The 26,139-nt window shown below is 70.3% G+C and carries 19 protein-coding genes; 14 read left to right on the top strand and 5 right to left on the bottom strand.

Annotation, left to right across the window (positions count from 1 at the left end; all coding sequences use genetic code 11):
- Positions 1–20 precede the first annotated feature (20 nt).
- Complete coding sequence (locus tag ITJ50_RS03145) at positions 21–182, top strand: hypothetical protein (protein ID WP_156155365.1); 162 nt, start codon at positions 21–23, stop codon at positions 180–182.
- A gap of 84 nt (positions 183–266) precedes the next feature.
- On the opposite strand, the gene ITJ50_RS03140 is transcribed toward ITJ50_RS03145, so the two are convergent.
- Positions 267–920 (bottom strand): DUF1345 domain-containing protein, encoded by a 654-nt coding sequence (locus ITJ50_RS03140; protein WP_042539994.1) that lies wholly within the window; start codon positions 918–920, stop codon positions 267–269.
- A 110-nt stretch (positions 921–1,030) separates the two neighbouring features.
- Between ITJ50_RS03140 and ITJ50_RS03135 the strand changes: the two genes are divergently transcribed.
- From ITJ50_RS03135 to ITJ50_RS03120, 4 genes are all read left to right on the top strand, one after another.
- The gene (locus ITJ50_RS03135; protein WP_194589897.1) at positions 1,031–3,595 is read left to right on the top strand and encodes a carboxylate--amine ligase/circularly permuted type 2 ATP-grasp protein; all 2,565 of its coding nucleotides are present in this window, start codon (positions 1,031–1,033) and stop codon (positions 3,593–3,595) included.
- Entirely contained in the window at positions 3,595–5,388 is a 1,794-nt protein-coding gene (locus ITJ50_RS03130; protein WP_194589896.1) for an N-acetylglutaminylglutamine amidotransferase, read from the top strand. Before ITJ50_RS03135 ends, ITJ50_RS03130 begins: the two co-directional genes overlap by 1 nt.
- Positions 5,361–7,331, top strand: coding sequence for a S9 family peptidase (locus ITJ50_RS03125; protein ID WP_323749875.1), 1,971 nt, complete (start codon positions 5,361–5,363; stop codon positions 7,329–7,331). The genes ITJ50_RS03130 and ITJ50_RS03125 overlap by 28 nt, the downstream gene beginning before the upstream one ends.
- Positions 7,332–7,508: 177 nt before the next feature.
- Positions 7,509–8,411, top strand: coding sequence for a GNAT family N-acetyltransferase (locus ITJ50_RS03120; RefSeq protein WP_194589895.1), 903 nt, complete (start codon positions 7,509–7,511; stop codon positions 8,409–8,411).
- Between the two features lie 21 nt (positions 8,412–8,432).
- Here ITJ50_RS03120 and ITJ50_RS03115 read toward each other — a convergent pair whose 3' ends face one another.
- Complete coding sequence (locus tag ITJ50_RS03115; RefSeq protein ID WP_140448641.1) at positions 8,433–9,317, bottom strand: aminoglycoside phosphotransferase family protein; 885 nt, start codon at positions 9,315–9,317, stop codon at positions 8,433–8,435.
- 499 nt (positions 9,318–9,816) lie between these two features.
- On the opposite strand from ITJ50_RS03115, the gene ITJ50_RS03110 reads away from it, so the two are divergent.
- The 9 genes from ITJ50_RS03110 to ITJ50_RS03070 all read left to right on the top strand — a co-directional run bounded on the left by ITJ50_RS03110 (position 9,817) and on the right by ITJ50_RS03070 (position 23,034).
- Complete coding sequence (locus tag ITJ50_RS03110) at positions 9,817–14,079, top strand: RHS repeat domain-containing protein (RefSeq protein WP_194589894.1); 4,263 nt, start codon at positions 9,817–9,819, stop codon at positions 14,077–14,079.
- Between the two features lie 320 nt (positions 14,080–14,399).
- On the top strand, positions 14,400–15,008 hold the full coding sequence (locus ITJ50_RS03105) for an RHS repeat-associated core domain-containing protein (protein WP_031260109.1): 609 nt from the start codon (positions 14,400–14,402) through the stop codon (positions 15,006–15,008).
- 457 nt (positions 15,009–15,465) lie between these two features.
- On the top strand, positions 15,466–16,182 hold the full coding sequence (locus ITJ50_RS03100) for a GntR family transcriptional regulator (RefSeq protein WP_042538033.1): 717 nt from the start codon (positions 15,466–15,468) through the stop codon (positions 16,180–16,182).
- A gap of 93 nt (positions 16,183–16,275) precedes the next feature.
- On the top strand, positions 16,276–17,298 hold the full coding sequence (locus ITJ50_RS03095; protein WP_194589893.1) for a sugar phosphate isomerase/epimerase family protein: 1,023 nt from the start codon (positions 16,276–16,278) through the stop codon (positions 17,296–17,298).
- On the top strand, positions 17,295–18,248 hold the full coding sequence (locus ITJ50_RS03090) for a 3-hydroxyacyl-CoA dehydrogenase family protein (RefSeq protein WP_071404415.1): 954 nt from the start codon (positions 17,295–17,297) through the stop codon (positions 18,246–18,248). Before ITJ50_RS03095 ends, ITJ50_RS03090 begins: the two co-directional genes overlap by 4 nt.
- 16 nt (positions 18,249–18,264) lie before the next feature.
- Positions 18,265–19,044, top strand: coding sequence for an SDR family NAD(P)-dependent oxidoreductase (locus ITJ50_RS03085; RefSeq protein WP_194589892.1), 780 nt, complete (start codon positions 18,265–18,267; stop codon positions 19,042–19,044).
- A 140-nt stretch (positions 19,045–19,184) separates the two neighbouring features.
- Complete coding sequence (locus ITJ50_RS03080; protein ID WP_017887782.1) at positions 19,185–20,576, top strand: MFS transporter; 1,392 nt, start codon at positions 19,185–19,187, stop codon at positions 20,574–20,576.
- Positions 20,573–22,279 (top strand): dihydroxyacetone kinase family protein, encoded by a 1,707-nt coding sequence (locus ITJ50_RS03075; protein ID WP_194589891.1) that lies wholly within the window; start codon positions 20,573–20,575, stop codon positions 22,277–22,279. Before ITJ50_RS03080 ends, ITJ50_RS03075 begins: the two co-directional genes overlap by 4 nt.
- Entirely contained in the window at positions 22,276–23,034 is a 759-nt protein-coding gene (locus ITJ50_RS03070) for a triose-phosphate isomerase family protein (RefSeq protein WP_159556190.1), read from the top strand. The genes ITJ50_RS03075 and ITJ50_RS03070 overlap by 4 nt, the downstream gene beginning before the upstream one ends.
- Here ITJ50_RS03070 and ITJ50_RS03065 read toward each other — a convergent pair.
- The 3 genes from ITJ50_RS03065 to ITJ50_RS03055 form a co-directional block, all read right to left on the bottom strand.
- Positions 23,031–23,702, bottom strand: coding sequence for a response regulator (locus tag ITJ50_RS03065; RefSeq protein ID WP_017887779.1), 672 nt, complete (start codon positions 23,700–23,702; stop codon positions 23,031–23,033). The genes ITJ50_RS03070 and ITJ50_RS03065 overlap by 4 nt on opposite strands.
- The gene (locus tag ITJ50_RS03060) at positions 23,699–24,910 is read right to left on the bottom strand and encodes a sensor histidine kinase (protein ID WP_017887778.1); all 1,212 of its coding nucleotides are present in this window, start codon (positions 24,908–24,910) and stop codon (positions 23,699–23,701) included. Before ITJ50_RS03060 ends, ITJ50_RS03065 begins: the two co-directional genes overlap by 4 nt.
- 250 nt (positions 24,911–25,160) lie before the next feature.
- A complete protein-coding gene (locus ITJ50_RS03055; protein WP_017887776.1) occupies positions 25,161–25,847 on the bottom strand; it encodes an SDR family NAD(P)-dependent oxidoreductase in 687 nt (228 codons plus the stop codon).
- Between the last annotated feature and the right edge of the window lie 292 nt (positions 25,848–26,139).

The raw sequence follows: 26,139 nt of genomic DNA, 5'->3' as shown, positions 1-26,139 counted from the left end.
GTCCGCGTACCGTCCGGGCCATGACTGATTCGACGACACCGGACGGATCGAGCGATCCCACCGAGACCCAGCAGCAGTACACCGAGGACCTGCCGGACGGGTCGTCGACGGGTGACGCGACGAAGGACCCGCAGCAGGACAGCGACGTCGACTCGGGCGGCGAGCCCGCCGACCCGCAGTAGCGGCGACCGGACGACGGACGGGAGGCACGGTGCCAGCTGGCACCGTGCCTCCCGTCCGTGGTTCCACCGGTCCGGAGCGCGGTGTCAGCTGATGATGTTGACCGCGCGCGAGATGACCAGCGCCAGCAGGATGAACCCGCTGAGCGCCTGGTACGCCATGATCATCTTCGCCCGGACGGTCATCGGCATCGTGTCCGTGGGGCTGAAGGCCATCATGTTCGTCATCGCGACGTAGAGGTAGTCGAGGTAGACCGGGCGCCAGTCGGCGGTCTTCGGGTCGGTTTCCTGCGGGAACTGGAAGTCCGCTTCGGCGCTCGACCACAGTTCGGGGCGTCGCCGGGCCACCGGACCCCCGCGGTCGAGCTCCCAGTAGACGAGCCCGAACACGATGATCGTGCTCACCCACACCTGCAGGGCGGTGAGCAGCACGGCCGCTCCGTCCGCGTGGCCGCCCAGCAACTCGGTGATCGTCCGGATCACCGTGAGCTGGCTCGCGACGGTCAGCAGTCCCGCCAGCGCGAAGGACACCCACCGGGACCAGGTGGTCTCGCGGGTCAGGCGCCGCGGGTTGAAGACGATCAGCGGGGTGAGCAGCAGGACGCCGAGCACCGGCACGACCCACGACGGGAAGAACAGCACCTCGTCGGGCAGGAACAGGCTGAGCGCCAGGTTGACCAGCACCGCCGCGGCGACCGGTGCCCGGTGTTCGTGTCGGGGGCCGGTCCTGGTCTGGGTCACGGAGTGAGTGTCGCACGGTGCCGTGACCGCACCCCGCGGGCGTGTTACGAGTGTGAGTCGGGGGAGTGCCGCGGCAGACACGGCACGGGCGTCTCGCGTAGGTTCCAGCCATGAGTGCAGAGCTGACGCTCGGCGCCGAGGAAGAGCTGCACCTCATCGACCTCGAGTCCGGCCGACTTTCCGCGAAGGCCCCCCGCCTTCTGCCCAAGCTGCCCACCGACCGTTTCGGCGCGGAGCTGCAGCGCACGACGATCGAGACGAACACCCCGGTGGTGCGGACCCTCGACGACCTGCGGCGGGTGATCGTCGACCTGCGCAGCGAGCTCAGTGCCGCGATCGCCCCGGCCGGGGTCACGATCGCCGCCGTCGGCACCGCGCCGAGGTCGGAGTACGCCGACTTCGAGCTGAGCGCCGGCGGGCGGTACGGCCGGATGCAGGAGCAGTACCGGATGCTCGTCGACGAGCAGCTCATCTGCGGCCTGCAGGTGCACGTCGGGGTGAGCGACCGCGACCTGGCGGTGCTGATCGCCCAGCGGGTGGCGCCGGTGCTCCCGGTGCTGCTGGCCCTGAGTGCGTCGAGTCCGTTCTGGAACGGGCAGGACACCGGGTACGCCTCGTTCCGGAGCATCATCTGGCAGCGGTGGCCGTCGGCCGGCAGCTTCGGCCCGGTGGAGGACGCCGCCGAGTACGACCGGGTGCTCGACGACCTGATCGCCTCGGGCGTGATCGCCGACAAGAAGATGGCCTACTTCGACGTCCGGCCGTCGTCACACGCGCCGACGCTCGAGCTGCGGGTCTGCGACGCGACCCCGGTGGTGGACGACGCCGTGCTCATCGCCGGACTCTTCCGCGCCGCCGTGCGCAAGGCCGAGAAGTCGGTCGTGTCCGGCGCCGAGTGGCACCCGCGCAGCGAACCGCTGCACCGTGCGGCGATGTGGCAGGCCGCCCGCTCCGGGCTGAGCGGCGAGCTGGTCGGCCTCGGGCAGCACCCCGAACGCCTGCCCGCCGAGGTCGCGGTGCGCCAGCTCGTGTCCCGCCTGCGCCCGGAGCTCGAGGAGCTCGGCGACTGGGGCACGGTGACGGAGCTGCTCGACGCCACCCTGGCCCGCGGCAACTCCACCGATCGGCAGCGCACCGCGTACGCCGAGCGCGGGGAGATCGACGACGTCGTCGCCCTGGTGGTGGAGGACACCGCGGGGCTGCCGTCCGGACGCGACGAGGACCCGGTGGTCCCGCTCCCCGGGTACCGCGTCCGTGCCGGCGACGAGGCGGTCGGCCCCGGGGCGCGACCCCGACCGGCGTTCCGTGACCTGGCTGCCTTCTTCGACGGCTGGGACGCCGAGACCGCGATCGATCGTTGCACCGCCCGCGACGCCTGGACCCGCGAGCACCAGGTCGGCTTCGTGGTCGACGGCGGTGCGCAGGCGTTCGGCTGTGACCTGGTGCCCCGGACGATCAGCGCGTACGAGTGGTCGCAGCTCGAGCGTGGCCTGGGGCAGCGGTCCCGCGCGATCGAACTGTTCCTGCGCGACGCGTACGGCGATCGGCGGATCGTGGCCGACGGCGTGCTGGACGCGGACCACTTCGTCGGTGCGAAGGGCTGGGACCCGGACGCCACGCGGCTGCCGGCGACCGCGGTCCGTGCGCCGGTGCTCGGGTTCGACCTGGTGCGCAACGAGTTCGGCGGCTGGCGGGTGCTCGAGGACAACGTCCGCTCGCCCTCGGGCGTCGCGTACGGCATCGCCCTGCGCGAGCTGATGGACGACGTCGTGCCGGACGCCCCGCGGCCGGCGAACCTGCGCGATCCGCACGGCGTGACCGACCGGTTGCGCCGGACCCTCTGCGCGAACACCACCGCGGTGACGGGCGCGACCGACCCGGTGATCGCGCTGGTCAGTGACGGCCCCGCCGCCGGCGCGTGGTTCGAGCACCGCAGGCTGGCCGACGGGGCCGGGCTGCGCCTGGTGTCCGGGTCCGACCTGGACGTCCGCGACGGACGCGTGGTCGACGCGACGACGGGTGACGTGCTCGACGGGCTGTACCTGCGGATCGACCGCGACGTCAGCGCGCTGACGGCGGAGCACGCTCCCGACCTCGGTGCGCGGATCCTCGACGCGGCGGAGGCAGGACGCGTCTACCTGGCGAACGCGCCGGGCAACGCGCTGGTCGACGACAAGGCGATGTACGTCACCGTGCCGGACCTGATCTGGTACTACCTGGACGAGAAACCCCTGTTGGCATCGGTGCCGACGTACCGCACGAGCATCGAGGTCGAACGGCTGTCGGTCCTGGACCGCGTCGGGGAACTCGTCACGAAGCCGGTCGACGGCGAGGGCGGCCGCGGGGTCCTGATCGGACCGAGCGCGAGCGCCCCCGAGGTGGCCGAGCGACGGCGCGAGATCGCGGCCGACCCCGCCGGGTGGGTGGGGCAGGAGGTGGTGCAGCTGTCCTCGCACCCGACGATCGGACCCGCCGGTCTCGACCCTCGGCACGTGGACCTGCGGGCCTTCGTGTACGCGACGGGGACCGGACCGGACGACGTGCACCTGGCCGACGTGGCCCTGACGCGCGTCGCGCCCGAGGGCAGCATGGTCGTCAACTCGTCGCAGGGCGGCGGCGCGAAGGACACGTGGATCGTCGGGAACGCCCCGGCGGACACCGAGGGAGAGCGCTGATGTGTGGACTCGCGGGTGAGATCCGCTTCGACGGCCGAGCGCCGGACGTCGGGGCGGTCGCCCGGATGACCGGCTGCATGACGCACCGCGGCCCGGACGGCGACGGCCTGTGGGCTCGCGGCCCGGTCGCGCTCGGCCACCGACGGCTGTCCATCGTCGACCTGTCCACCGCGGGCGCGCAGCCGATGGTGCTGGCCGAGGCGGGGCTGACGATCGCCTACAACGGGATGGTCTACAACTACGTGCAACTCCGCGACGAGCTGCACGGCAAGGGGCACCGGTTCGCGTCGACGTCGGACACCGAGGTCATCGCCCTGGCGTACGCCGAGTGGGGCACCGCGTTCGTCGACCACCTGATCGGGATGTTCGCCATCGCCATCTGGGAGCACGGCAGTGGCCGACTGGTGCTGGCGCGGGACCGGCTCGGCATCAAGCCGCTCTACGTCGCGCCCGTCCCCGGCGGGCTCCGGTTCGCTTCGTCACTACCCGCGATCCTTGCGGGAGACGGTGGGTCGGGCATCGACACGTCCATCGACCCCGTCGCCTTCGCCTCGTACATGAGCTTCCACTCGATCGTCCCCGCACCCCGCACGATCCTGGCCGGCGTCGGCAAGCTCCCGCCCGCGACCGTCCGCGTGATCGACCCCGACGGCACCACACACGACACCGTCTACTGGGAGCCGCGCTTCGAGCGCGACCCAGCCAAGTCCGACTGGTCCGAGCGGGACTGGGAGCAGGCGTTCATCGGCTCGCTCCGCACCGCCGTCGAGCGCCGGATGGTCGCCGACGTCCCCGTCGGGGTGCTGCTCTCCGGTGGGATCGACTCCTCGCTCGTGGTCGGGCTGCTCGCCGAGGCCGGGCAGCAGGACCTCGCCACGTTCAGCATCGGGTTCGAGGCGGCGGGCGGTGAATCCGGCGACGAGTTCGAGTACTCCGACCAGGTGGCGAAGCACTTCGGCACCGACCACCACCGCATCCACATCCCCTCGTCGCGGCTGCTCGACGGCATCGACGGTGCTGTCGCCGCCATGAGCGAGCCCATGGTCAGCCACGACTGCGTCGCCTTCTACCTGCTGTCGCAGGAGGTCTCGCAGCACGTCAAGGTGGTGCAGTCCGGCCAGGGCGCCGACGAGGTGCTCGCCGGCTACGACTGGTACCCGCCGCTCGCCGACGTGCCGCGCGACCAGGCCGCCGAGGCCTACCGCTCCGTGTTCATGGACCGCCGGTGGCCGGCGCTGCAGGGCCTGCTCGGGGAGCGGTGGAAGAGCGACGACGACACCCCGTCGGCGTTCGTGGACCGCCAGTTCGCACGGCCGGGCGCGGAGACGAGCGTGGATGCCGCGCTCCGCAGCGACACGACGATCATGCTCGTCGACGACCCGGTGAAGCGCGTCGACAACATGACGATGGCGTGGGGGCTCGAGGCCCGCGTGCCGTTCCTGGACCACGAGTTCGTCGAGCTCGCCGCCGCGATCCCGCCGTCGATGAAGCTCACCGACGGCGGCAAGGGCGTGATGAAGCGCGCCTCGCGCGGGATCGTGCCCGACGCCGTCATCGACCGCAGCAAGGGCTCGTTCCCGGTCCCCGCCATCCGGCAGCTCGAGGGTCCGTACCTGCAGCGCGTCCGGGACGCGCTGCACGCCCCCGAGGCGCGGGAGCGCGGGCTCTTCGACCCCGCCACCGTCGAGCGGATGCTGCAGGACCCGAACAGCACCAGGACCGCGATCGGCGCGAACGCGCTCTGGCAGCTCGGCCTGATCGAGATGTGGCTGCAGCAGCAGGGGGTGCGGTGACCGTGGGTGCCGTCCGGATTGGAGGCGCGCAGGGCGTCGCGTCGTCGGCCACCGTCGAGCCGTCGGTCACCACCAGGGCCGCGGCCGGCCTGGGTGCGCAGCTCACCGCCGCCTGGGGGTCGTGGGGACCGACCATGACCCGGAACGCCCGGCGCGTGGCGTTCGTGAGCGACCGGCACGGCACCCCCGAGGTCTTCGTGCAGGACGTCGTCGTCGACGGTGAACTGCCGGAACCGGTGCGGATCGCGCTGTCCGACGACCCCGTGATCCGGGTGTCGTGGTCGTCCGACGGGGAGTGGCTCGCCGTCGCCATCGCGACCGACGGCGGCGTGAAGCAGCAGGTCTGGGTGGTGCGGCCGGACGGCACCGACGCCGCGCAGATCGCCGGCTCGCGGTACCAGCACGCCGAACTCGGGCCGTGGAGCCGCAGCGGCCACCGGGTCGTCATCACCCTGCCCTCGACCGAGCCCGAGCAGCCGGCCCGTGCGTACCTGGTCGACCCGGTCAGCGGCGACCGCGACGACCTGGCCGTGGGGGAGCTCATCCACATCCTCGACCTGTCAGTGGAGGAACGGCTCGTCGTGCTGAGCGACGGGCAGCGCGGCCAGGAGTTCGTGGTCGTCGTCGACCGGCTGACCGACGAGAGCCACGCCCTGTTCGCGGACGACCCCGACGGGTCCGCCGAGATCGCGTTCCTGCGGCCCTCGCCCGCGAGCGAGACCAGCCCGCTCGTCGCCTACGTCGCCACCGAGGCCGGACTGCCCCGCCGCGGACTCGTCGCGCAGCCGGTCGGGCCGCACGGCTGGCGCGGCACACCCCGGCGGATCGTCGAGCGCGACGACGCCGAGCTCGAGTACCTGGACGCCGACGACGCCGGCCGCACCGTGCTGCTCGTCTGGAACGTCGACGGTCGCAGCGAACTCGACCTCATCAACACGCACGACGCCTCGCGCACCCCCGTGCCGGACCTGCCCGGGTACGTCGTCACCGACCCCGTGCTCAGCCGCGACGGCCGGAGCGTCCTGCTCGCCGTCGAGGGGCCGACCCGTCCGCGCGAACTCTGGCGGCTCGACACGAACGCGCTGACCTGGAGCCGGGTCACCGACGTCCCCGCGCTGCCGGACGTGCAGCTGGTCGAGCCGACGCTCGAACGGTTCGCCGCCCGTGACGGACTGGAGCTGACCGGCTGGCTGTACCGGGCCGTGGAGCCGACCGCGTCGGTGGCGGGAGCCGACGTCGGAACGCATGTCGGGCCTCCCGGCCGCGCAGCGCTCGTCCACCTGCACGGCGGACCGGAGTCGCAGGAACGCCCCACGTTCTCGCCGCAGCACCAGGCGCTCGCCGCCGCCGGGGTGACCGTGTTCGCGCCGAACATCCGCGGGTCCTCCGGGTACGGTCACGAGTTCGTGCACGCCGACGACCTGGCGCTGCGGTGGAACGCGCTCGCCGACGTCGTCGACTGCGCGCGGTTCCTGGTGACCAACGGGTACGCCGATCGCTCCCGGGTCGCCGTCGAGGGGCGCTCGTACGGCGGGTACGCGACCTTGGCGTCCCTGGCGTTCACGCCCGACGTGTTCGCGGCCGGGGTCGCGGTGTGCGGGATGAGCGACTTCGCGACCTTCTACCGGGACACCGAACCGTGGATCGCGGCCGCTGCCGCCACGAAGTACGGCCACCCCGTCGAGGACGAAGCCCTGCTCGCGGCCCTGTCGCCGATGCGGGCGATCGACGACGTCACGGCGCCGTTGCTCGTCGTGCACGGGGAGCTCGACACGAACGTGCCGATCGGTGAGGCGCACCAGGTGGTCGCGGCGCTGCGGGAGCGGGCGCACGACGTGGAGTACCTGGAGCTCGAGGGTGAGGGGCACGAGTACCGGCGGGCGGCGTCGCAGGCGCTGCTCGTGCGGCGGATGGTGGAGTTCGTGGCGGCGCGGCTGGGGTGAGGCCTGGCGGGGCGGGGTGCTCGGTGCTGGTCTGGTGCGCGCGCGGGTTCTTCGTGGTGCGAGGTTGCACGCTCGGTGCGAGCTTGTTTCCTCGCACCGGGTGGTCAACTTCGCACCGTGCCGTCACCGGGTGCAACGATGCGCCGGCGGCGCTCGCCGCGGGCGGACAATGGTGGGATGACGACCACTGATCTGACGCGACCCGGAGAGGTCCTCGTGGCCTCGGCAGCGGACGTCGAGCAGGTCGTCCACCGTGCCACGAACCAGTACGCCTCGGGCGTGGTCGCGGACACCGCCGGGTGGGCGGACGGCGATCGTCGGCGGATCGAGGACCTCGGGTTCCGCGGCGGAGACTCCCGGGGCGAGGCGCTCCGGACCCTCGACCTGACCATCGCCGACGACGGCACCCCGACGCGCATGCTCGACGCCCCCGCGATGGCCGCACTGAACAGCCACCACGCGCGGTTCGCCGAGCGGCGCGGCGACGTCGTCCGCTACCAGACGGACGTGTCGGTGTGGACGGGGATCCCCGCACAGCCGACCGCGCAGGACTGGGAGGACGTCCGGGCGCTGCTCGGGTCGGGCGGGATGCTCGGCGTCGGTGCGGCTGCCGTCCTGCCCGAGGGGTGGGACCTCGTCGAGGGTGCCGGCGGCGTGCAGCTGACCGGTGAGGCGATCGAGGGTGCGCCGGACGACGAAGCCGTCGTGCTGACGCCCGACGACGTGCCGGAGATGACCGCCCTGGTCGAGCGGACGAAGCCCGGGCCGTTCCTGCCGCGGACGATCGAGCTCGGCACGTACCTGGGCATCCGGCGGGACGGACGGCTCGTCGCGATGGCGGGGGAGCGCCTGCACCCGCCGGGGTGGACCGAGATCAGCGCGGTGTGCACGGACGACGCGTACCGGGGGCAGGGGTTCGGGCGCCGGTTGGTGCTCGCCGTCGCGCACGGGATCCGGGAGCGGGGCGAGACCCCGCTGATGCACGCGGCCGCCGGGAACACCGGTGCGATCGGGCTCTACCAGCACCTCGGCTTCCGGTTGCGGGACCGTGGGGCGCCGCGGTTCGTGCGGGTGCCGTGAGCTGCGTTCCGGTCTGACGGGTCAGAACGCGGCGAGGGCACCCTGGAGCATGTCGTGGCCCTGGGCTTCGAAGCCCTCGTCGCCGACCGCGTAGGCCCAGGTCGCCGTCCCCACTGCTTCGCGGAGTTGGAGCCAGCGCCACGCGTCCGGAGTGCGCGGATCGTCGCCGTACCCGTCGAAGAACGCCGCTTCGAGCCTGGGATCGTGCTGCCAGTGCAGCACCGCGAGGCGGGTGAGGTCGAAGGACGCGGGGCGCCAGCCGAACCGGCCGAAGTCGATGACGCGGAGCCTGCGGTGGTGGTCGTCGCGGGCGTCGCGGGCGTCGTTGTCCACGATCCAGTTGCGCGGGTGGAAGTCGCCGTGGGTCGGGACGAGGGACTGCGTCGTGCGGTCGGTCGGGAGTGCGCGCAGGGCCGCTCGTGCGCGGGCGACCACCTCGTCCGGGATCCGGTGCGGTGCGTCGAGGGCGGCCAGTGCCTTCGCCTGCTCGTGCTGCAGGAACGTCGGGTCATGGCGGGTGTCCTGGTCGTGCAGTCGTCGGAGCACTGCGCCGGCCTGACGGTGGACGTCTGGATCGTGCTCGTCCGGGGTCCCGAGGGCGAGGTGCCCGGGGACGCGTTCGAGCACGAGGACGCGGTGCTCCTCGTTCGCCGCGACGAGGGCACCGGTGTCCCCGCTCGCTCGGAGCGCGGCGGTGGCGGTGCGGTGCGCTTCGAGCTCGCGGGGGAAGTGGGTGTTGGTCGGGCCGGAGGCCTTCACGGTGAAGCCGTCGTCGCCAGCGCGGATGTGCAGGACCCTGGTGTCGAGGAGCCCCCACGAGTCATCGGCCACGACGACGGCATCGGGGAGCGTCTGCTGCACGAACGCGATCTGGTCGTCATCGAGTCCGGTGTCCCCCCAGTGCATGGCGGCACGTTACCGTCCTGCTCCGACAGCTCGGGAGGCTGCAGCCCGCGTCCGGTGTCCGGATCGCGCGGATCGTTGCAGTACCCGTGAAGATCACCGTTCCGAGTCCGGCGCCTTGGGGGCGCGGAACCCCGGTGTTTCTGGGCCGGTCTTATCGGTTCCATCATGCAACTATCGACCCCCCGATGTGGGGGAGCATGCGTGAGCGAAGCTCCGTAACGTGCTGTGTGGCTGCACAGCACCGTCGCAGGGACTGGTGAGCTGCAGCAGCCGCAAGAGGGGTTTCTTGAGCGTGTTCGCTGCGTCGTGGTCCGGTCGCGTTCGTGGAGTGATGCTGGCGGTGGTGGCGTTGGTCGCCCTGCTGGGTTCGTTGTTGGTGGTGGTGTCGCAGCCGACACCGGCACAGGCTGTGGTGACCGGGACGGGCGGGCAGTACGTGCCGATGCCTTCGAACGCCCGCGTGCTGGAAGGTGCGACGTCGGCAGGGACGTTCCGCACGGTGAAGATCGCCGGAGCCGCCGGGCTCCCGTCGTCGGGGATCGGCGCCGTGACGATGATGGTCACGGTCGCTGACCCGAAGGGGTCGGGGCAGCTGCAGATGCGTGCCGACGATGCCGACACGACGACGCTGCTGATGATCTACAACTCCGGTGTCGGTGGGAACCGGTCGAACACCGGGCTGCTCGCGGTCGCGGACGACGGCACGATCCAGGTGCGGACCGAGACGGCGCAGTCGAAGGTCATCATCGACATCACCGGCTACTACACGTCGACGAAGAACGGTGTCTCGGCCGGTGGGTTCGTGGCGATGTCCCCGTCGCGCGTGCTCGACTCTCGTGGCGGGATCGGTGGCGCGCAGGGGCAGATCCCCGCGGGTTCGCAGCGCACGATCCAGGCGACGGGCTCGAACGGCATCCCCGAGGGTGCCGCGGCGGTCGCGGTGAACATCATCGTCATCAACCGATCGGGCAAGGCCGGCTACGTCCGTCCGACGCCCACCGGTGAGACCCGGAGCACCGGCGTCCTCAACTACAACTCGAATGAGGACCTCGAGACGGCGATGAACGCGCAGGTCGCGTTGAACGCCGACGGGAAGTTCAGCATCGACACCGCCGCGGAGGGCGGGAAGATCGACCTCGTCGTCGACATCCAGGGCTACTTCCTCAAGTCCAACCCGGGCGGTGGTTTCACCCCGTTGAACGGTCGCCTCATCGACACCCGCAAGACCGCGAGCATCGCTTCGGGTGCCTCGTTCACGGTGCAGGTCGGTGGCGTCCAGGGCGCCCCGACCGTTGAGGGCGGCTTGTCGGCTGCCGCGGTGACGTTCACTGCGGTCAACGACAGCGGTGCGGACTCGTACGCGAAGATGTGGGCCGATGGTGCGGCTGAGCCGACCTCGTCGGCGATCAGCAGTGACAAGACCTCGAAGGTGTCGAACACCGTGGTCGCTCCGATGGGGGCGAACGGGAAGATCCGCATCAAGAACATGGGCAAGGGGGCGATGGACTACCTCGTGGACCTGCAGGGTGCGTACAACTCGCTGCCCGGCGGCCCGGGTGAGACGAACCGGACCGGCAAACGAACCTCGGCGACGACACTCCCGTTCCCGATCACGGACCAGACCAACGCGTCCGTCGACGTCGGCACCGGCAACCTTCTGGTCAGCACGACTGCGATGAGCCTGCCGGGAGTGACCGAGAACACCACGATCGGCGCCGCGTACAACTCGCGCAGCACCACCGTCGGTGACACCAACACGATGGACGCGAACCGGTGGCAGTACGCCCTCGCCGGCGCTGGGGACCTCACCGCGAACGCCGACGGTGTCATCTACACGGACGCCGTCGGGACGACGTGGCAGTTCCGTCCGTCCGGGGCGCAGGGCGCTTTCACCAGCCCGGCTGGTCTGCAGCAGACCCTGACCCGCGTCGACAACAGCACGACGCACGAGTACACGTTGAAGGGGTGGACGTCGAACTCGACGACGCACTTCAACCTCGCGGGTCAGCCCACCTCGATCGTGGACCGGAACAAGAACCAGATCAGCTTCAACTCCGACGAGCCGGGCTTCACCCTGAAGTCCCTCGTCTCGACCGCGGGTGTCACCGGGGCCCGGACGGCGAACTCGTCGTACGCCAACGGTGTGCAGACGTTCTCGCAGACCAGTGGCTCGAGCTCGCGGAGCGTGTCGTGGACGAAGAACAGCACCGGCGACATCACCACGTACACGGACGCGCTCGGCAAGAAGACCACGTTCGCGTACACCAGCGGAAACCTGACCTCGATCACGGCGCCCGAGGGTGGCGTGACGGCGTTCACGTACGACTCGTCCGACCGGGTCACGAAGGTCGAACAGCGCAACACCACTGCCGGCTCGCCGGGGACCGCTGTGACGCGGTTCTCGTTCAAGGACGACACCACCACGCTGGTTGCTGACCCGCGGTCCGATCAGTCGGTCGCTGTGGCGGACACGAAGTACACCAACTACACCCTCGACGGGAACGATCTCGTCACGAACGTCGTCGACGCCGCGAAGCGGGAACAGTCCCGCTCCTACAAGTCCACGAACAACGGCGTCGAGAACTCGAGTGTCGGCGCGGGCGCAAGCGCATCGACGTCGAAGAACACCTACGGGGCGAACAACGAGCAGTCGCTGACGCAGTCGGAGTCCGGCGCGGGCACGAAGAACTCGGCGACGTACGGTTCCGGATCGGCTGCCTACCTGCCGTCAAAGGTCACCGACAGCTCGGGTAATGAGACCAACTACGGCTACGACGGCCCCGGCAACCGAACGTCGACCGCCACGGGCGGCTCCGGTCCGGAGGCGGCGAAGGCAGAGCTCGAGTACAACAAGAAGGGCACCGACCCGTATGCGTGGGGTGCGGTGAAGTCCGCGACGGCTCCCGGCGACAGCGACCGTGACCGGAAGACGACGTATTCGTACGACACCCACGACCAGCTGCTGGCGATCACGGCGCCGGCGAACACGGTCGGGGAGCAGAAGTACTCCTACGACGACTTCGGCCGCGTGAAGAACCACACCGACGGTGACGGCGGCGTCACGACGTACACGTACGACAACGACGACCGGCTCCTGACGACCGCGTTCGATGACGGCACCGCAACGGTGACGAACACCTACGACGGCAACGGCAATCAGCTCACCGAGCAGTCCGCGACCGGCACCATCACCAACACCTACGACCAGCGGAACCGGCTCACCTCGACGGCGAACACCGCAGGCGGTGGCACAGTGTCCTACGGCTACGATCTCGCCGGCAACACGGCCAAGGTCATCGACGCCCACGGCACCGTCACGCACGACTACGACGTCGCCAACGTCCTGACCCGCACCACCTACCCGACCGCGAACGGCGGCACGGCGAAGCAGGTCTACAAGAACGACGACCACGGCCGCCGCACGGACACCTGGCTCGGCGCTGTCGAGAACTCGGATCCGACCAAGGACCCGACGTCGTGGCAGGCGCACCAGACGATCACCTACGGCGTGTCCGACCACGTCACCGGTGTTCGCGCCGTCGACGCCGACGACCCGTCCAAGTCCGTCGTGAGCCTGACGTACTGCTACATCACCGGTATCGACGCCGGGGGTGACTGCTCGGCGACGAAGAGCCCGAACGCCACGGACAGGATCCAGTGGGTCAAGGACAACATCACCCAGCAGACGACCACGTACACGTACGACTCGAACGGCCGCCTCACCAAGGCAGCGCAGGCCGGCGGTGCGAGGAACATCACGTGGGCGTACACGTACGACGCGGCCGGGAACCGGCTCACCGCCAAGCGCGGCGGCGATGTCACGTCGTCGCAGACGCTTACCTACAACACCGCCGGGCAGATCACGTCTGACGGGTATGCGTACGACGGTGTCGGCAACATGGTGAAGGCGCCCGGGCAGACATTCACGTACAACGGCGCGCAGCAGATGACGTCCTCCACGAAGGACGGTGTCACCACCCGCTACGAGTACGCCGGCAGCGACATGAACAAGCTGCTCTCGCAGGTCACCGACGGAGGAGCCGAGTACGACTACACGTATGGCACGTCCGACTCCAACGGTGTCCCCGTGATCACCAGTCGCACCGTCGCCGGCACCGGAACCGCGTCTGTGATCAGCGACCCGGGTACGGGACAGCCGCTGGACCTGCAGACCACCGACGGCACCACGAGCATGTGGGTCATCGACGGCACCGGCAACCCTGTCGCCGCGATCGCTGACACTGGCAAGACCGCGTACACCGTCTCGTACGACCCGTACGGCGTCGAAACCGTCACCGTCGGCGGCGACAGCGCGCAGTGGAAGCAGAACCCCTACGGGTTCAAGAGTGGTCTCCGCTCGTCCAGCACCGACAACGGGCTCACCAAGTTCGGGTACCGCTGGCAGTCCAGCACCATCGGTGGGTGGACCGAACGCGATACCCTCGACGCACCGCTCGAACCGACTAACGCTAATCGGTATGGCTACGCAGGCTTGGACCCGATCAATCTCACAGATCCAACAGGCGCTGCTTCCCGGTTCTGGACCAGCCTGGGATGTGCCGCGGGTATTGCTACAGCCCCGGTATCCGGATGGAAGTCGCTCGTAGCCGGTGGTGCTGGAGCTGTTGCCACCTGCGAGGATGCATTCGCGCAGACAGCCGAGTGCGACGCCGCAGTAGATGCTGACAGGGCTTCGGGATATCGTTGGCAGAGTGATTACGTAGCTCCGTGCCAGAACCCGTTCTCGGACCAGCTGCGATAATAGGGGTGTGAATCATCAACAGGACACGAAGTAAAAACGAACAGAAGTTAGTGGCTGGGGTGATGGGCGTAGCGGCCGTGATCATTGGAATTTACGCTGTGCTTTCTTTCGTAGAGGGTAGTTTATGGCGTGGCTCCCTAGCCGTAGTGAGTGCTGCTCTCCTCGGATATTTTGCGATAGGCTTAGCGTTCCCAAGTCGCACTAAGCATCGCTGATGGTTTGGGTGCTCACCGAGATATAGCGTTGCATAGCACCGGCAAATCAGCGACCCGGGCACGGGGCAGCCGCTGGACCTGCAGACCACCGACGGCACCACGAGCATGTGGGTCATCGACGGCACCGGCAACCCTGTCGCCGCGATCGCTGACACTGGCAAGACCGCGTACACCGTCTCGTACGACCCGTACGGCGTCGAAACCGTCACCGTCGGCGGCGACAGCGCGCAGTGGAAGCAGAACCCCTACGGGTTCAAGAGTGGTCTCCGCTCGTCCAGCACCGACAACGGGCTCACCAAGTTCGGGTACCGCTGGCAGTCCAGCGTCACGGGCGGGTGGATCGAACGTGACACTCTCGACGCGCCCCTCAGCCCGAGTAATGCCAACCGCTACGCGTTCGCGGGAGCTGACCCCATCAATAAGTCAGATTCCTCGGGTCGTAGCGTCGGGGGAGCGGCCGTCAATGCGGGTGTGGCGACAATCGCTGCCGTCGGGACCGCCGCAGTTTGCGCGTCAACCGCAGGAATCGGTTGCTTGGTGGGTGGAGTGGTCTTGGGTGGAGTGTTCGGAGGTTTTGGCGGTATCGCCCAGGAAGCAGTTGAAGGTGGAGATAACTATGGGCAGGCGGCACTCGAAGGAACGGTAAGCGGGGCTATTGGAGGCTTCGGCGGTGGCATCGCCGGCAAGCTGATCAAGTACCTGCCGCGTGGCTAGGAGGGCCGCAACATGTCGGGCTTTTGGATCACATGGACAGTCCTGCTGGTTATTGCAGTCGGCGCACTGGTGCTCGTTGGAGTGGGTGTCCAGCGAACAATTTCCACAGAAGGATGGCGCGACGGAAAGCTCCATCGCGGAGCCGGAGGGCGATGGTTCTGGAGTGGGATCATCGTCGCGTTGATCGACGGGGTGGCGCTGATCCTCCTTGTCCTGACGAACTAGGACGTGAGCGGCCTTTGACGGAGAAACCACGACATTCGGGCGTCGTGTCGGGGCAAGGGCGCATGGTCGATCAGGTGAAGGGGACTGGAAGGCCGCAATGTCTGCGAGCAAGTCCATCGTGAGCCCGATCATGCGGGTGAGTCGATTTCGCAAGAGTGGGGGGCCGATGGCAGCGCAGCCTGGTCGGAGCCCTCGCACTCAGCCCGAGTCGTGGATTCTCTAGGATCGACCCATGTCCACGACCATGCCCGGCTTCGGGACGGAGCGCATCACGCAGCTCGGCCTGCGTGACCGCGTCTACGACCGGGTGCTCGAGGTCCTGATGGGCCACGACGTCGAACCGGGCATGCGGCTGTCGATCGACGGCCTCGCTCGCTCGCTGGGGGTCTCGCCGACCCCGGTCCGCGAAGCCCTGGTGCAACTCGAACGCACCGGCCTCGTCACCCGTGAAGCGAACAAGGGCTACCGGGTCTCCCCGCCCCTGGCCGGTGACCAGCTCGAGGCACTGTTCGACGCCCGGCTGATCGTCGAGAGCGGCGCGGTCGAGCTCGCGGCCCGCGGCGACGTCGGCGGCCTGCGCGAGCGACTGGCAGCAGCGCTCGACGAGCAGGCTGCGGTGGCCGCCGAGGTCGCCTCCGTCGGTGCTGCGCACGCGCCGGAAGAGCTGATGGCCCGCTTCTTCCGCAGCGACTGGCAGTTCCACCAGCTGATCTTCGACGCGACACGGAACCCGTTCCTCGAGGAGATGTCCGAGATCATCACGACGCGCGTGCACCGCATGCGGCAGATCGTCGAGGGTGGCGGGGACGACACGGATCGTGCGGTCCAGGAACACCGGGCCATCCTGGAGGCGCTCGCTGCGGACCCGACGTCGGCCGTCGCCGCGATGCGGCTCCACATCGACGCCGTCCGGTTGCGTTCGCGCGCGGACGCGTCCCACACGAGCTGAGGCGGAGGGGTTGCGTTCCGGCGTCGTGCGAGTATCTTTCCTATAGGAAAGAGGTTCAAGGCTGAACCACCACGACATGCAAGGGAGCATTCCGTGACCACTCCACAGGACTGGGTCGACCAGGATTGGGACCCCACCACCTGGACGTCGGAGACCTGGCCGGTCGCCGCGTGCCTGCACGGGTTCGCGCAGGTCACCCGCGACGGGACGGCCTTCCACGACGCTCCCGCCGAGGTGTGGGACGAGGTGTTCGGGCAGATCGAGGCCGTCGGCTTCTCGCTCGCCGAACTCGCCGACAGCCACATCCGGCCCGCTGACCTCGAAGCCTCGCGCCGCGACGAGCTGTTCGCCGTCGCGAAGTCGCACGGCATCGGGATCCCGTCGGTGCACCTGCAGCGCAAGAGCGTCATCCAGCCCGGGCACGAGGACGAGAACCTCGCGTACGCCCACCGCACCATCGACGCGGCGGCCGAGTGGGGCATGCAGGTGTTCTCGACGGGCCTGCACCAGCCGTTCACCGACGCTCAGAAGCGGGCGCTCTGGTTCTGGACGGCGCCGGGTCCGAAGGACCCCGACGACGCCGAGGTCTGGAACGCCGCGGTCAAGCGACTGCGGGAGCTCGGCGAGCACGCTGCGAGCGTCGGGCTGCCGATGGCGCTCGAGCTGTACGAGGACACGTACCTCGGCACCGCCGACAGCGCGGTCCGCCTGGTCGAGGAGATCGGGCTCGACAACGTCGGCCTGAACGCGGACGTCGCGAACCTCATCCGCCTGCACCGTCCCGTCGAGGACTGGCGGGAGCTCTTCGCGAAGACCATGCCGCACACCAACTACCTGCACGTGAAGAACTACACGCGTGACGAGGCCGGCGACGGGAGCTGGGCGACGAGCGCGCCGAGCACGATGGAGACGGGCCTCATCAACTACCGCCAGGTCCTGCGCGACGCCGTCGCCGACGGGTTCCGCGGGATCGTCATGACCGAGCAGTACGGCGGGGACAGCCTCGGCGTCTGCGCCACCAACCAGCAGTACATCCGATCCGTCCTCGCGACGACGAAGCTCGACGCGACGGCGACCCCGACTGCAGCAACCAGCACCGAAGGAGCAATCCGATGAGCACCCTCGACATCGCCGTCGTCGGGTCCGGCTACATGGGCGGCGGGATCGCCCAGGTCCTCGCCCTCGCCGGCCACACCGTCCGGATCGCCGACGTCTCGGCCGAGATCGCCGAGCAGAACCTGGAGCGACTGCTCGGCGAGACCGCACAGTTCGTCGCCGACGGGCTGTTCCCCGAGGACGCCGTCGAACGGGTCCGCGCACACCTGAGCGCTGCCGAGTCGATCGAGGCCGCCGTCGCCGACGCCGACTTCATCGAGGAGGCCGTGCCGGAGAAGCTCGAGATCAAGCACGCGACGCTGCGCCGCATCAGCGAGGCCGCCCGCCCCGACGCCGTGATCGGCTCGAACACCTCGACGATCCTGATCGAGTCGCTGGCCGAGGCCGTCGTGGGCCCGGAGCGGTTCCTCGGCGTGCACTTTTCGAACCCGGCTCCGTTCATCCCCGGCGTCGAGCTCATCCCGCACCCGACCACCAACGAGCACGCGATCGAGGTCGGCGAGACCGTCGTCGCCGCGACCGGCAAGCAGTCGGCACGGGTGAAGGACTCGACCGGGTTCGTCCTGAACCGCCTGCAGTACGCGCTGTTCGAGGAGGCCACGAAGATCGCCGACGAGGGCATCGCGAGCCCCGACGACATCGACACCATCGTGCGCACCACGTTCGGGTTCCGCCTGCCGTTCTTCGGCCCGTTCGCGATCGCCGACATGGCAGGGCTCGACGTCTACGCCTTCTGCTTCGAGTCGCTGCAGACCCGCTGGCCCGAGCGCTTCGCCACCCCGCCGTCGCTGCAGCAGCACGTCGACGCCGGTGAGCTCGGCACGAAGTCGGGCGCCGGGTACCTCGAGGTGCCGGCCGACCGCACGCCCGAGCTCGTCGCCTACCGGAACAAGGCGTACGTCGCGATGCAGAAGCTCCTCGACGAGCTCGGCCCGGCACCGATCCACTGAGCCCGGAGCACGAACCATGAGCACGCAGAACCCCCAGACCGAACAGACCCGCACCGTCGTCCTCACCGGGGCCGCCTCACCGCGGGGCATCGGCCGCGCCACCGCCCACCACCTGGCCGAGGCCGGATGGGACGTCGGGATCGTCGACCTCGACCAGACGGCGAGCGAGCAGGTCGCCGCCGAGATCCGCGAACAGCACGGTGTGCGGGCCGTCGGTGTCGGTGCGAACGTCGCCGACGAGTCCGCCGTCCGTGGGGCCTTCGACACGATCGAGGCCGAACTCCGGCCGATCACCGCGCTCGTGAACCTGGCCGGGGTCTCCTCCGCGCACGCCTACCTCGACCTGCCCGAGGGGGAGTGGCACCGTGTGCTGTCGATCAACCTCGACGGCGTGCACTTCGCCAGCCTGCGGGCGGCGGAGTCGATGGTGCGGTCCGGCTACGGGCGCATCGTGAACCTGTCGTCGGTTTCCGCCCAGCGCGGCGGCGGCACCTTCAGCAAGACCCCGTACACGGTGGCGAAGGCCGGCGTGATCGGCCTCACCCGTGGTCTGGCACGCGAGCTCGGCCCACGCGGCGTCACGGTCAACGCGATCGCCCCCGGTCCGATCGACACCGACATCATGGGCGGCACCCTGTCCGAGGAGCGGAAGGCCGAGATGGCCGCCGACGGCGTGCTCCCGCGCATCGGCACCCCGCGGGACATCGCTGCCGCCATCGCGTACCTGATCAGCGAGGACGCCGGGTTCGTCACGGGCCAGACGCTCAACGTCGACGGCGGCCTGTACATGCACTAGGGCCAGCCGCCCACGGAACGCGCGCCGACCGGGCGACGCGATCCGTGCCTCCCGTCCGACAGGCCGACAGGCCGACCAGCCGACAGGCCCGACCGCCGGACGCCAGAACGACCGCACCGTGCTCGCAAAGGAGCGATCCCGTGTCACTACCCCCTGCCCCCGCGCTCGGGTCGACGAACGACCCCGGCCTGAAGTCCGCCATCGGCAAGGCGACGAAGCACCTCATGCCGATGCTCGTCATCCTGTACTTCGTCGCGTTCCTCGACCGCACGAACGTCGGCTTCGCCGAAGAGGCCCTGCGCGTCGACCGCGGTATCTCCGACGCCGCCTTCGCCCTGGGCGCCGGCATCTTCTTCATCGGCTACGCGATCTTCGAGATCCCGTCGAACCTGTTGCTCAAGCGGTTCGGTGCGCGCTTCTGGCTCGCCCGGATCGCCGTCACGTGGGGCATCGTCGCCGCACTGTTCGCCTTCACGACGAACGACACGATGTTCATCATCCTGCGGTTCATCCTGGGTGTGACCGAGGCCGGGTTGTTCCCGGGCGTGATCATGTACCTGTCCGAGTGGTTCCCGAACAAGGTGCGCGTGCGCATGTTCGCGATCTTCTACCTGGCGCAGCCGTTCTCGCAGATGATCGGCGCCCCGTTGTCCGGCGGCCTCATCAGCGTCGGCGACCAGGTCACCCCGTTCCACGGCTGGCAGGTCATGTTCGCCGGCGAGGGCATCCTCGCGGTGCTGGCCGGTGTCGCGGCCCTGGTGTTCCTGACGAACAGTCCACAGCAGGCGAAGTGGCTCGAACCGGGCGAGAAGGCGTCGCTCACCGCGGCCATGGAGCGCGAGGACACCGCTCGCACCGAGGACGGCCCGAAGGGCATCTGGCGCGCGATGGCGAGCGGGCGCGTCTGGTACTTCACGATCATCTACTTCTGCCTGCAGGTCGCCGTGTACGGCACGACGTTCTACCTGCCGCAGCAGGTGTCCTCGCTGCTCGGGCAGGACGTCGGCTGGCAGGTCGGGCTCGTGACCGCGATCCCGTGGCTCGTCGGGCTCGTCGCCTGCTACCTGATCGGGTCGCGGGCGGACTCCGTCGGCCGACGCCGGCGCTGGGGCACCCTGTTCTACGTCACGACCGGCCTGTCGATCCTCGGCTCGGCGTGGGCGGGGGCGAACGGGCAGCCGGTGCTCGGCATCCTGTTCATCACGCTGGCCGTCGCGAGCTTCCTGTCCGTCGGCCCGATCACCTGGGCGTACCCGACGGCCTTCCTGACCGGTGCCGCAGCCGCCGCGGGCATCGGCCTGATCAACTCGCTCGGCAACCTCGGCGGGTTCGTCGCCCCGATCATGCGCACCGCGATCAACGAGGTGGTGCCCACCGACAGCGGTGCGTTCGGCATCGTCTCGCTCGGCGTCCTGGCGTTCGTCGCCGCGGTGATGATCTTCTGCACCAAGTTCTTCCGCGGGGCCAAGGCCGACGAGCTGCTCGACACCTCGCACGTCCGCACCACCGACCCGAAGGGCAGCAAGCGATGACCCGACTGTTCAACGACCCGGCGGACTTCGCCGACGAGGCGACCGACGGCTTCGTCGCCGCGAACGAACGGTGGGTGCGGAAGGTGCACGGCGGCGTCGCCCGCGCCACCACGAGCCCCGACGGCACGGTCGCCGTCGTGATCGGCGGCGGCTCGGGGCACTACCCCGCGTTCGGCGGACTGGTCGGACACGGCTTGGCCGCGGGTGCCGCGATGGGCAACCTGTTCGCCAGCCCCAGCGCCCAGCAGGTCACCGGCGTCGCGAAGGCCGCCGAGCACGGCGGCGGGGTGCTGCTCAGCTACGGCAACTACGCCGGTGACGTCCTGAACTTCGACGCCGCTGCCCGCACGCTCGAGGCCGACGGCATCCCGGTCCGGACGGTCCGCGTCACCGACGACGTGACGAGCGCCCCGGCCGACGACCGCGCGAAGCGCCGCGGCATCGCGGGTGACCTCTGCGTCTTCAAGGTCGCCGGCGCCGCTGCCGAGCGCGGGGACGACCTCGACACGGTCACCGCCGTCGCCGAGCGGGCGAACGACCGGACGCGCAGCTTCGGCGTCGCGTTCTCCGGGTGCTCGCTGCCGGGTGCCGAGGAACCCCTGTTCACGGTCCCCGAGGGCCGGATGGCGGTCGGCATGGGCATCCACGGCGAGCGGGGCATCGACGAGACGGACGTGCCCACCGCGGACGGGCTGGCCGAGCTGCTGGTGTCCCGGCTGCTCGACGAACTGCCCGACGGCGTGGCACTCGAGGGCCAGCGGGTGGTCCCGATCCTGAACGGCCTGGGCTCGGTCAAGTACGAGGAGCTCTTCGTCGTCTACCGCTCGGTGCAGCGGCGCCTGGCGGACGCCGGGGTCGTCATCGTGGAGCCCGAGGTCGGCGAACTCGTCACGAGCTTCGACATGGCCGGGGTCTCCCTGACGCTGTTCTGGCTCGACGACGAGCTCGAGGAACTCTGGGCAGCACCCGCGGACACCCCCGCCTACCGCAAGGGCGGTGCCGTCGCCGAACAGCGAGTCGACTCGTCCACGGTGGCGGCGGACGCCGAGGGCGTCGGCATCGGCCCGGCGACCGACGAGTCCCGCGCGGTCGCCGAGCAGGTCGCCGCCGGGTTCGCCGCGGTCCGCGCCGTCCTCGACGAGCACGCCGACGAACTCGGGCGCATCGACGCCGTGGCCGGTGACGGCGACCACGGCATCGGGATGCAGCGCGGATCGCACGCCGCCGACGTCGCGGCCGCCGACGCGGTCAGCCGCGGTGCCGGTGCCGGCACCGTCCTGCTGGTCGCCGCGGATGCCTGGTCCGACAAGGCCGGCGGCACGTCCGGTGCGATCTGGGGTGCCGCCCTGGAGGCACTGGGTCGCGTGGTCGGGGACGACTCGCGTCCGTCGGGTGCCACCGTCGCGCAGGGGGTCCGCGCGGCCACCGAGGCCGTGCTCGCGTTCGGCGCCACCGTCGGTGACAAGACGATGGTGGACGCCCTGGTGCCGTTCGACGAGGTGCTCCGCACCCGGCTCGACGCCGGGGCGGCGCTCGCCGAGGCCTGGGGCGACGCGGCCCGTGCCGCCCGTCAGGCAGCGGACGCCACCGAGTCCCTGGTGCCGAGGATGGGCCGGGCGCGGACGCACGCCGACCAGGCCGTCGGCACCGCGGACCCCGGTGCGCTGTCCTTCGCCCTCGTCGTGGAGACGGTCGCCCCGTGATCACCGTCGGGGTGTCGCTGAAGACGTACTTCTCGCACGCCCGGACGCTGTCGTGGGCGGCCGAGGTCGCCGACATCGCCCGGCGACACCCCGCGGTGCGCTCGGGTGCGGCGTCGCTCTTCGTGGCGCCGACGTTCCCGGCCCTCGTCCCGGTGCGTGAGCTGCTCACCGGCACCGGTGTGCAGCTCGCCGCGCAGGACCTGTCGTGGGCCGACGCGGGCGCGTTCACCGGCGAGGTCTCCGGCGCCGAACTGCGGGAGATCGGTGTCGACCTGGTCGAGATCGGGCACGCCGAACGGCGCTCCCTGTTCCACGAGGACGACGCGACGATCGCGGGGAAGGTGCACGCGGCCTTCCGCAACCACCTGCGTCCGCTGGTCTGCGTCGGGGAGCCGGACCGGGCCTCCGATCCGACGGAAGCGGTGGCGGCGGTGACCGCGCAGCTCGACCGGGCCGTCTCCACCGCCGTCGCCGACGGGCTCGCCGGACCCCTGACCGTCGCCTACGAACCGGTGTGGGCGATCGGCGCCCCGGTACCCGCACCGGACGACCACATCGTGGCGGTGCTCGCCGGGATCGAGCAGCACCTCGCCACGCGGCCCGAGCTGCACGGCAGCACCGTGCTCTACGGGGGCAGCGCCGGGCCCGGTCTGCTCACCCGGGGGCAGGGGCGGATCAGCGGGCTGTTCCTCGGACGCTTCGCCCACGACCCGGCCGCGGTCGAGGCGATCCTCGACGAGGTCGCCGCGGACTAGTCCTCGCGGGTGCCCGCCAGCCCGTGGTCGTGGGCGTAGACGACGAGCTGCACCCGGTCGCGCAGTGACAGCTTGCCGAGGATGCTCGAGATCTGGGTCTTCACCGTCGACTCGGTGACGTACTCCTTCGTGGCGATCTCGGCGTTCGACAGGCCGCGGGACGCCCACCCGAACACGACGCGCTCCCGCTCGGTCAGGGTCGCGAACTCCGGCGGCTGCGGTGCCGGGGCCCGTGCCACGTCGGTGCCGAACAGCTGCGCGAGGTCGTTCGGGGCGATGACCGAGCTGCCCTCGTGCACGGCCCGCACAGCGGCGAACAGGAACGGCGGCGTGGTGTCCTTGAGCAGGAACCCGCTGGCGCCGAGCCGGATCGCGGTCGCCGCCGCCGGGTCGAGCCCGAAGGTGGTGAGCACGACGACGCGCGGCAGCGGCCCCGGGACGGCGCCGGAGTAGAGCTGCCGGACGGTCTCCACGCCGTCCATGCCGGCCATCCGCATGTCGAGCAGCACCACGTCGGGCCGCACCTCGGGGATGAGCGCGAGCGCTTCGGCCCCGTCGGAGGCCTCACCGACCACACGCATGTCGTCCTGGGCATCGAGCACCACCCGGAGCCCCGCGCGGAACAGCGCCTGGTCGTCGGTGAGCAGGATCCTGATCGGTCCGGTCATCGGACGGGTCCCCCTTGGACGTCGAACGGGATGCGGGCGCGTGCCGTGAACACGTCGTCCAGCACGGCGGCGTCGAACGACCCACCGAGGGCGCCGAGGCGCGAGTCCATGCCGTCGATCCCGCGGCCCGAGCCGGCCGTGGTGCCGTCACCGGCGACGTTCTCGACCTCGAGCACCAGGTCGGCGTTCCGCCAGGTCTCCCGCACGACGACCGGGTTGCCGGGGGCGCCGTGGCGCAGGGCGTTCGTGAGCATCTCCTGCAGCACGCGGCGGGCGGCGGTGCCGGTGTCCGGGCGCAGGGCCAGCGGGACCCCGCGCACCGTGCGGTCGACGTCGACCCCGGCGTCGCGGATGCCCTGCACGATCTCCTCGAGCGAGCCCGGGCCGGTCGCCTCGGCGGAGCCGTCGATGTGGCCGAGGACCTGTCGGACCTCGACCAGGGAGCTGCGGGCGGTGCTCGCGATGGTGGCGCTGACCGCTCGGATGCGCGCCTCGTCGTCGAGGAACGGCACCGAGTCGGCCTGCGCGATGATGACCGCGAGCGAGTGGCCGACGACGTCGTGCACGTCCCGGGCGATGTCCGCGCGGATGCGTTCGGACTCAGCGACGTCGATCGCGCGGGTGGCGGTGGCCTCGGCCTCGGTGGCGACGGCCTCGGCACGTGAGGCTGCGGCCTCGGCATCGGCACGGCGCTCCGACTCGCGGTCGCGGGAGCGGAAGGCCCGGACGGCGACACCGCCCGCCCAGACCCCGAGCAGCGCGGTCACCGGGGCGGCCATCGCCAGGAACGCCTGGTCGCGGGGACCGTTGATGAGCACGAGGAACCGGAAGCCGGTCGACGCCAGGTAGACCGTCGCACCCGCTCCGGCGACGACCGCGAGCACACCGGAGACGACGACCTCGGTGCGGGTGCCGACGACCGCGGCGGTCCCGATCACGACGAACATCGCGAGGTCCACCAGCGACGGGCGCTCGCCGCCGCCGACCTGGATCACCCCGAGGACGACGACCATCGCCATCGCGGCGGACGGGGAGATGCGGCGCAGGGCGATCGCCACCGAGGCCGACAGCACCGCGGCGAGGCTCGCGTGCTCGAGCTCGAGGTCGATGGGCAGCAGGAAGACGAACGCCGCCAGGACCGCCCAGGCCACGTCGACGACGATCGACCGGGTGGCGAGCGGCCGGAGGAACCTGCCCCGTTCGGTCACGGCTCGATCATCGCATGCCGCCCACGCCGTGCAGCGCGGACCGACGTCACGCGCCCGCGGTCATGGCGGCGAGGGCGATGACGGTCGTGGTGACGATCGCGGCGCAGAGCAGCAGCGTGGCGATCGTGTGCTTCGTCGAGGACTCCATGTCACCAGACTCGTGGCGCGGAGTCGCCGGGGCATCGGGCGCAGGGGCGAAGCGCTTCGTCCCTGCGGGTGAAGCGAGGGGCGATCACCCGGTACTCGGGGATCAGACGACGACGGATCCCAGCTGCCGGTGCGCGATCGAGACGGACTCGCCGGACACCGCGTTCAGCGGCGACGACAGGAACGCGACGAGGTCGGCGATCTGCTGCGGTGTCGAGTCGCCGGGGCCACCTGGGCGGACCTCGGCGGACGGGGTGTCCGTCACGGTCCCGGGGTTGACGACGTTCACCGTGACCCCGGTGCCCGCCACGTCGTCGGCCAGGTTCTTTGCGATGACGCTCACCGCAGTGTTCCGGAGCGACGCCGTGATGTTGCCGGAGAAGTAGGCGTTCTGCCCGCTCACCACGACCACGCGACCGAATCCGGCCTCGCGCTGGGCGGGGAGCACGGCGTTCGCGACGCGGAGGAACCCGAGCGCCTTGCCGTCGATCGCGTCGAGGACCTGCTCCGGGTCGGACTTCCGGGCCGGGTCGAGGGTGCTCGCGCTCGGGGCAGCGGTCACGACCAGCACGTCGATGCGCCCGTGCCGCTCGAGGACGGCGGCGATGCCAACGTCCACCGACTCCTGCGAGGCGGTGTCGATCGGCACGCTGCCGTCGGAGTCCTCGGCGCTGCGGGAAGCGACGACGACGGTCGCCCCCTCGGTGCGGAGGCGGTCGGCGACGGCGGTACCGATGTACCCCTTGCCTCCGACGACGAGTGCGACACGGTTCTTGAGTTCGAGGTCCACGCGGCCACGCTATGCCGGGACGGTGCGGTCTGCCCGCCCGTCGCGCACCGGAGCCCCCACCCGATGGCGGGCAGGAGCTCCGGTGGTCAGATCTTCGTCCAACGAACTTACTCTTGAGGAATCACAAGCAAGCCGTCAGGTGTGCATGGCGGTGGGTATCGCAACGGAACGAGGTGGACGTGGGCTCACGAGCAGCTGGAAATGTCGCGACGATCATCGCCGCAGGGTGTTTGGTACTGCTCCTCGTCGTCGTCTGGCTCCGCGGACAGCAGTCGATCGGAGATGGGTTCGC

Source organism: Curtobacterium sp. VKM Ac-2889, from assembly GCF_015350855.1.
GTDB classification, from domain to species: Bacteria; Actinomycetota; Actinomycetes; order Actinomycetales; family Microbacteriaceae; genus Curtobacterium; species Curtobacterium poinsettiae.
This window is presented reverse-complemented; position numbering and strand designations above follow the sequence as displayed.

What these genes read in the sequence shown, in the direction of transcription:
- ITJ50_RS03100 (WP_042538033.1), top strand. Translation starts at nt 15,466, where the DNA reads ATGTCCACGACCATGCCCGGCTTCGGGACGGAGCGCATCACGCAGCTC.
- ITJ50_RS03065 (WP_017887779.1), bottom strand. Translation starts at nt 23,702, where the DNA reads ATGACCGGACCGATCAGGATCCTGCTCACCGACGACCAGGCGCTGTTC.
- ITJ50_RS03075 (WP_194589891.1), top strand. Translation starts at nt 20,573, where the DNA reads ATGACCCGACTGTTCAACGACCCGGCGGACTTCGCCGACGAGGCGACC.
- ITJ50_RS03130 (WP_194589896.1), top strand. Translation starts at nt 3,595, where the DNA reads ATGTGTGGACTCGCGGGTGAGATCCGCTTCGACGGCCGAGCGCCGGAC.
- ITJ50_RS03135 (WP_194589897.1), top strand. Translation starts at nt 1,031, where the DNA reads ATGAGTGCAGAGCTGACGCTCGGCGCCGAGGAAGAGCTGCACCTCATC.
- ITJ50_RS03090 (WP_071404415.1), top strand. Translation starts at nt 17,295, where the DNA reads ATGAGCACCCTCGACATCGCCGTCGTCGGGTCCGGCTACATGGGCGGC.
- ITJ50_RS03145 (WP_156155365.1), top strand. Translation starts at nt 21, where the DNA reads ATGACTGATTCGACGACACCGGACGGATCGAGCGATCCCACCGAGACC.
- ITJ50_RS03115 (WP_140448641.1), bottom strand. Translation starts at nt 9,317, where the DNA reads ATGCACTGGGGGGACACCGGACTCGATGACGACCAGATCGCGTTCGTG.
- ITJ50_RS03105 (WP_031260109.1), top strand. Translation starts at nt 14,400, where the DNA reads ATGTGGGTCATCGACGGCACCGGCAACCCTGTCGCCGCGATCGCTGAC.
- ITJ50_RS03120 (WP_194589895.1), top strand. Translation starts at nt 7,509, where the DNA reads ATGACGACCACTGATCTGACGCGACCCGGAGAGGTCCTCGTGGCCTCG.
- ITJ50_RS03085 (WP_194589892.1), top strand. Translation starts at nt 18,265, where the DNA reads ATGAGCACGCAGAACCCCCAGACCGAACAGACCCGCACCGTCGTCCTC.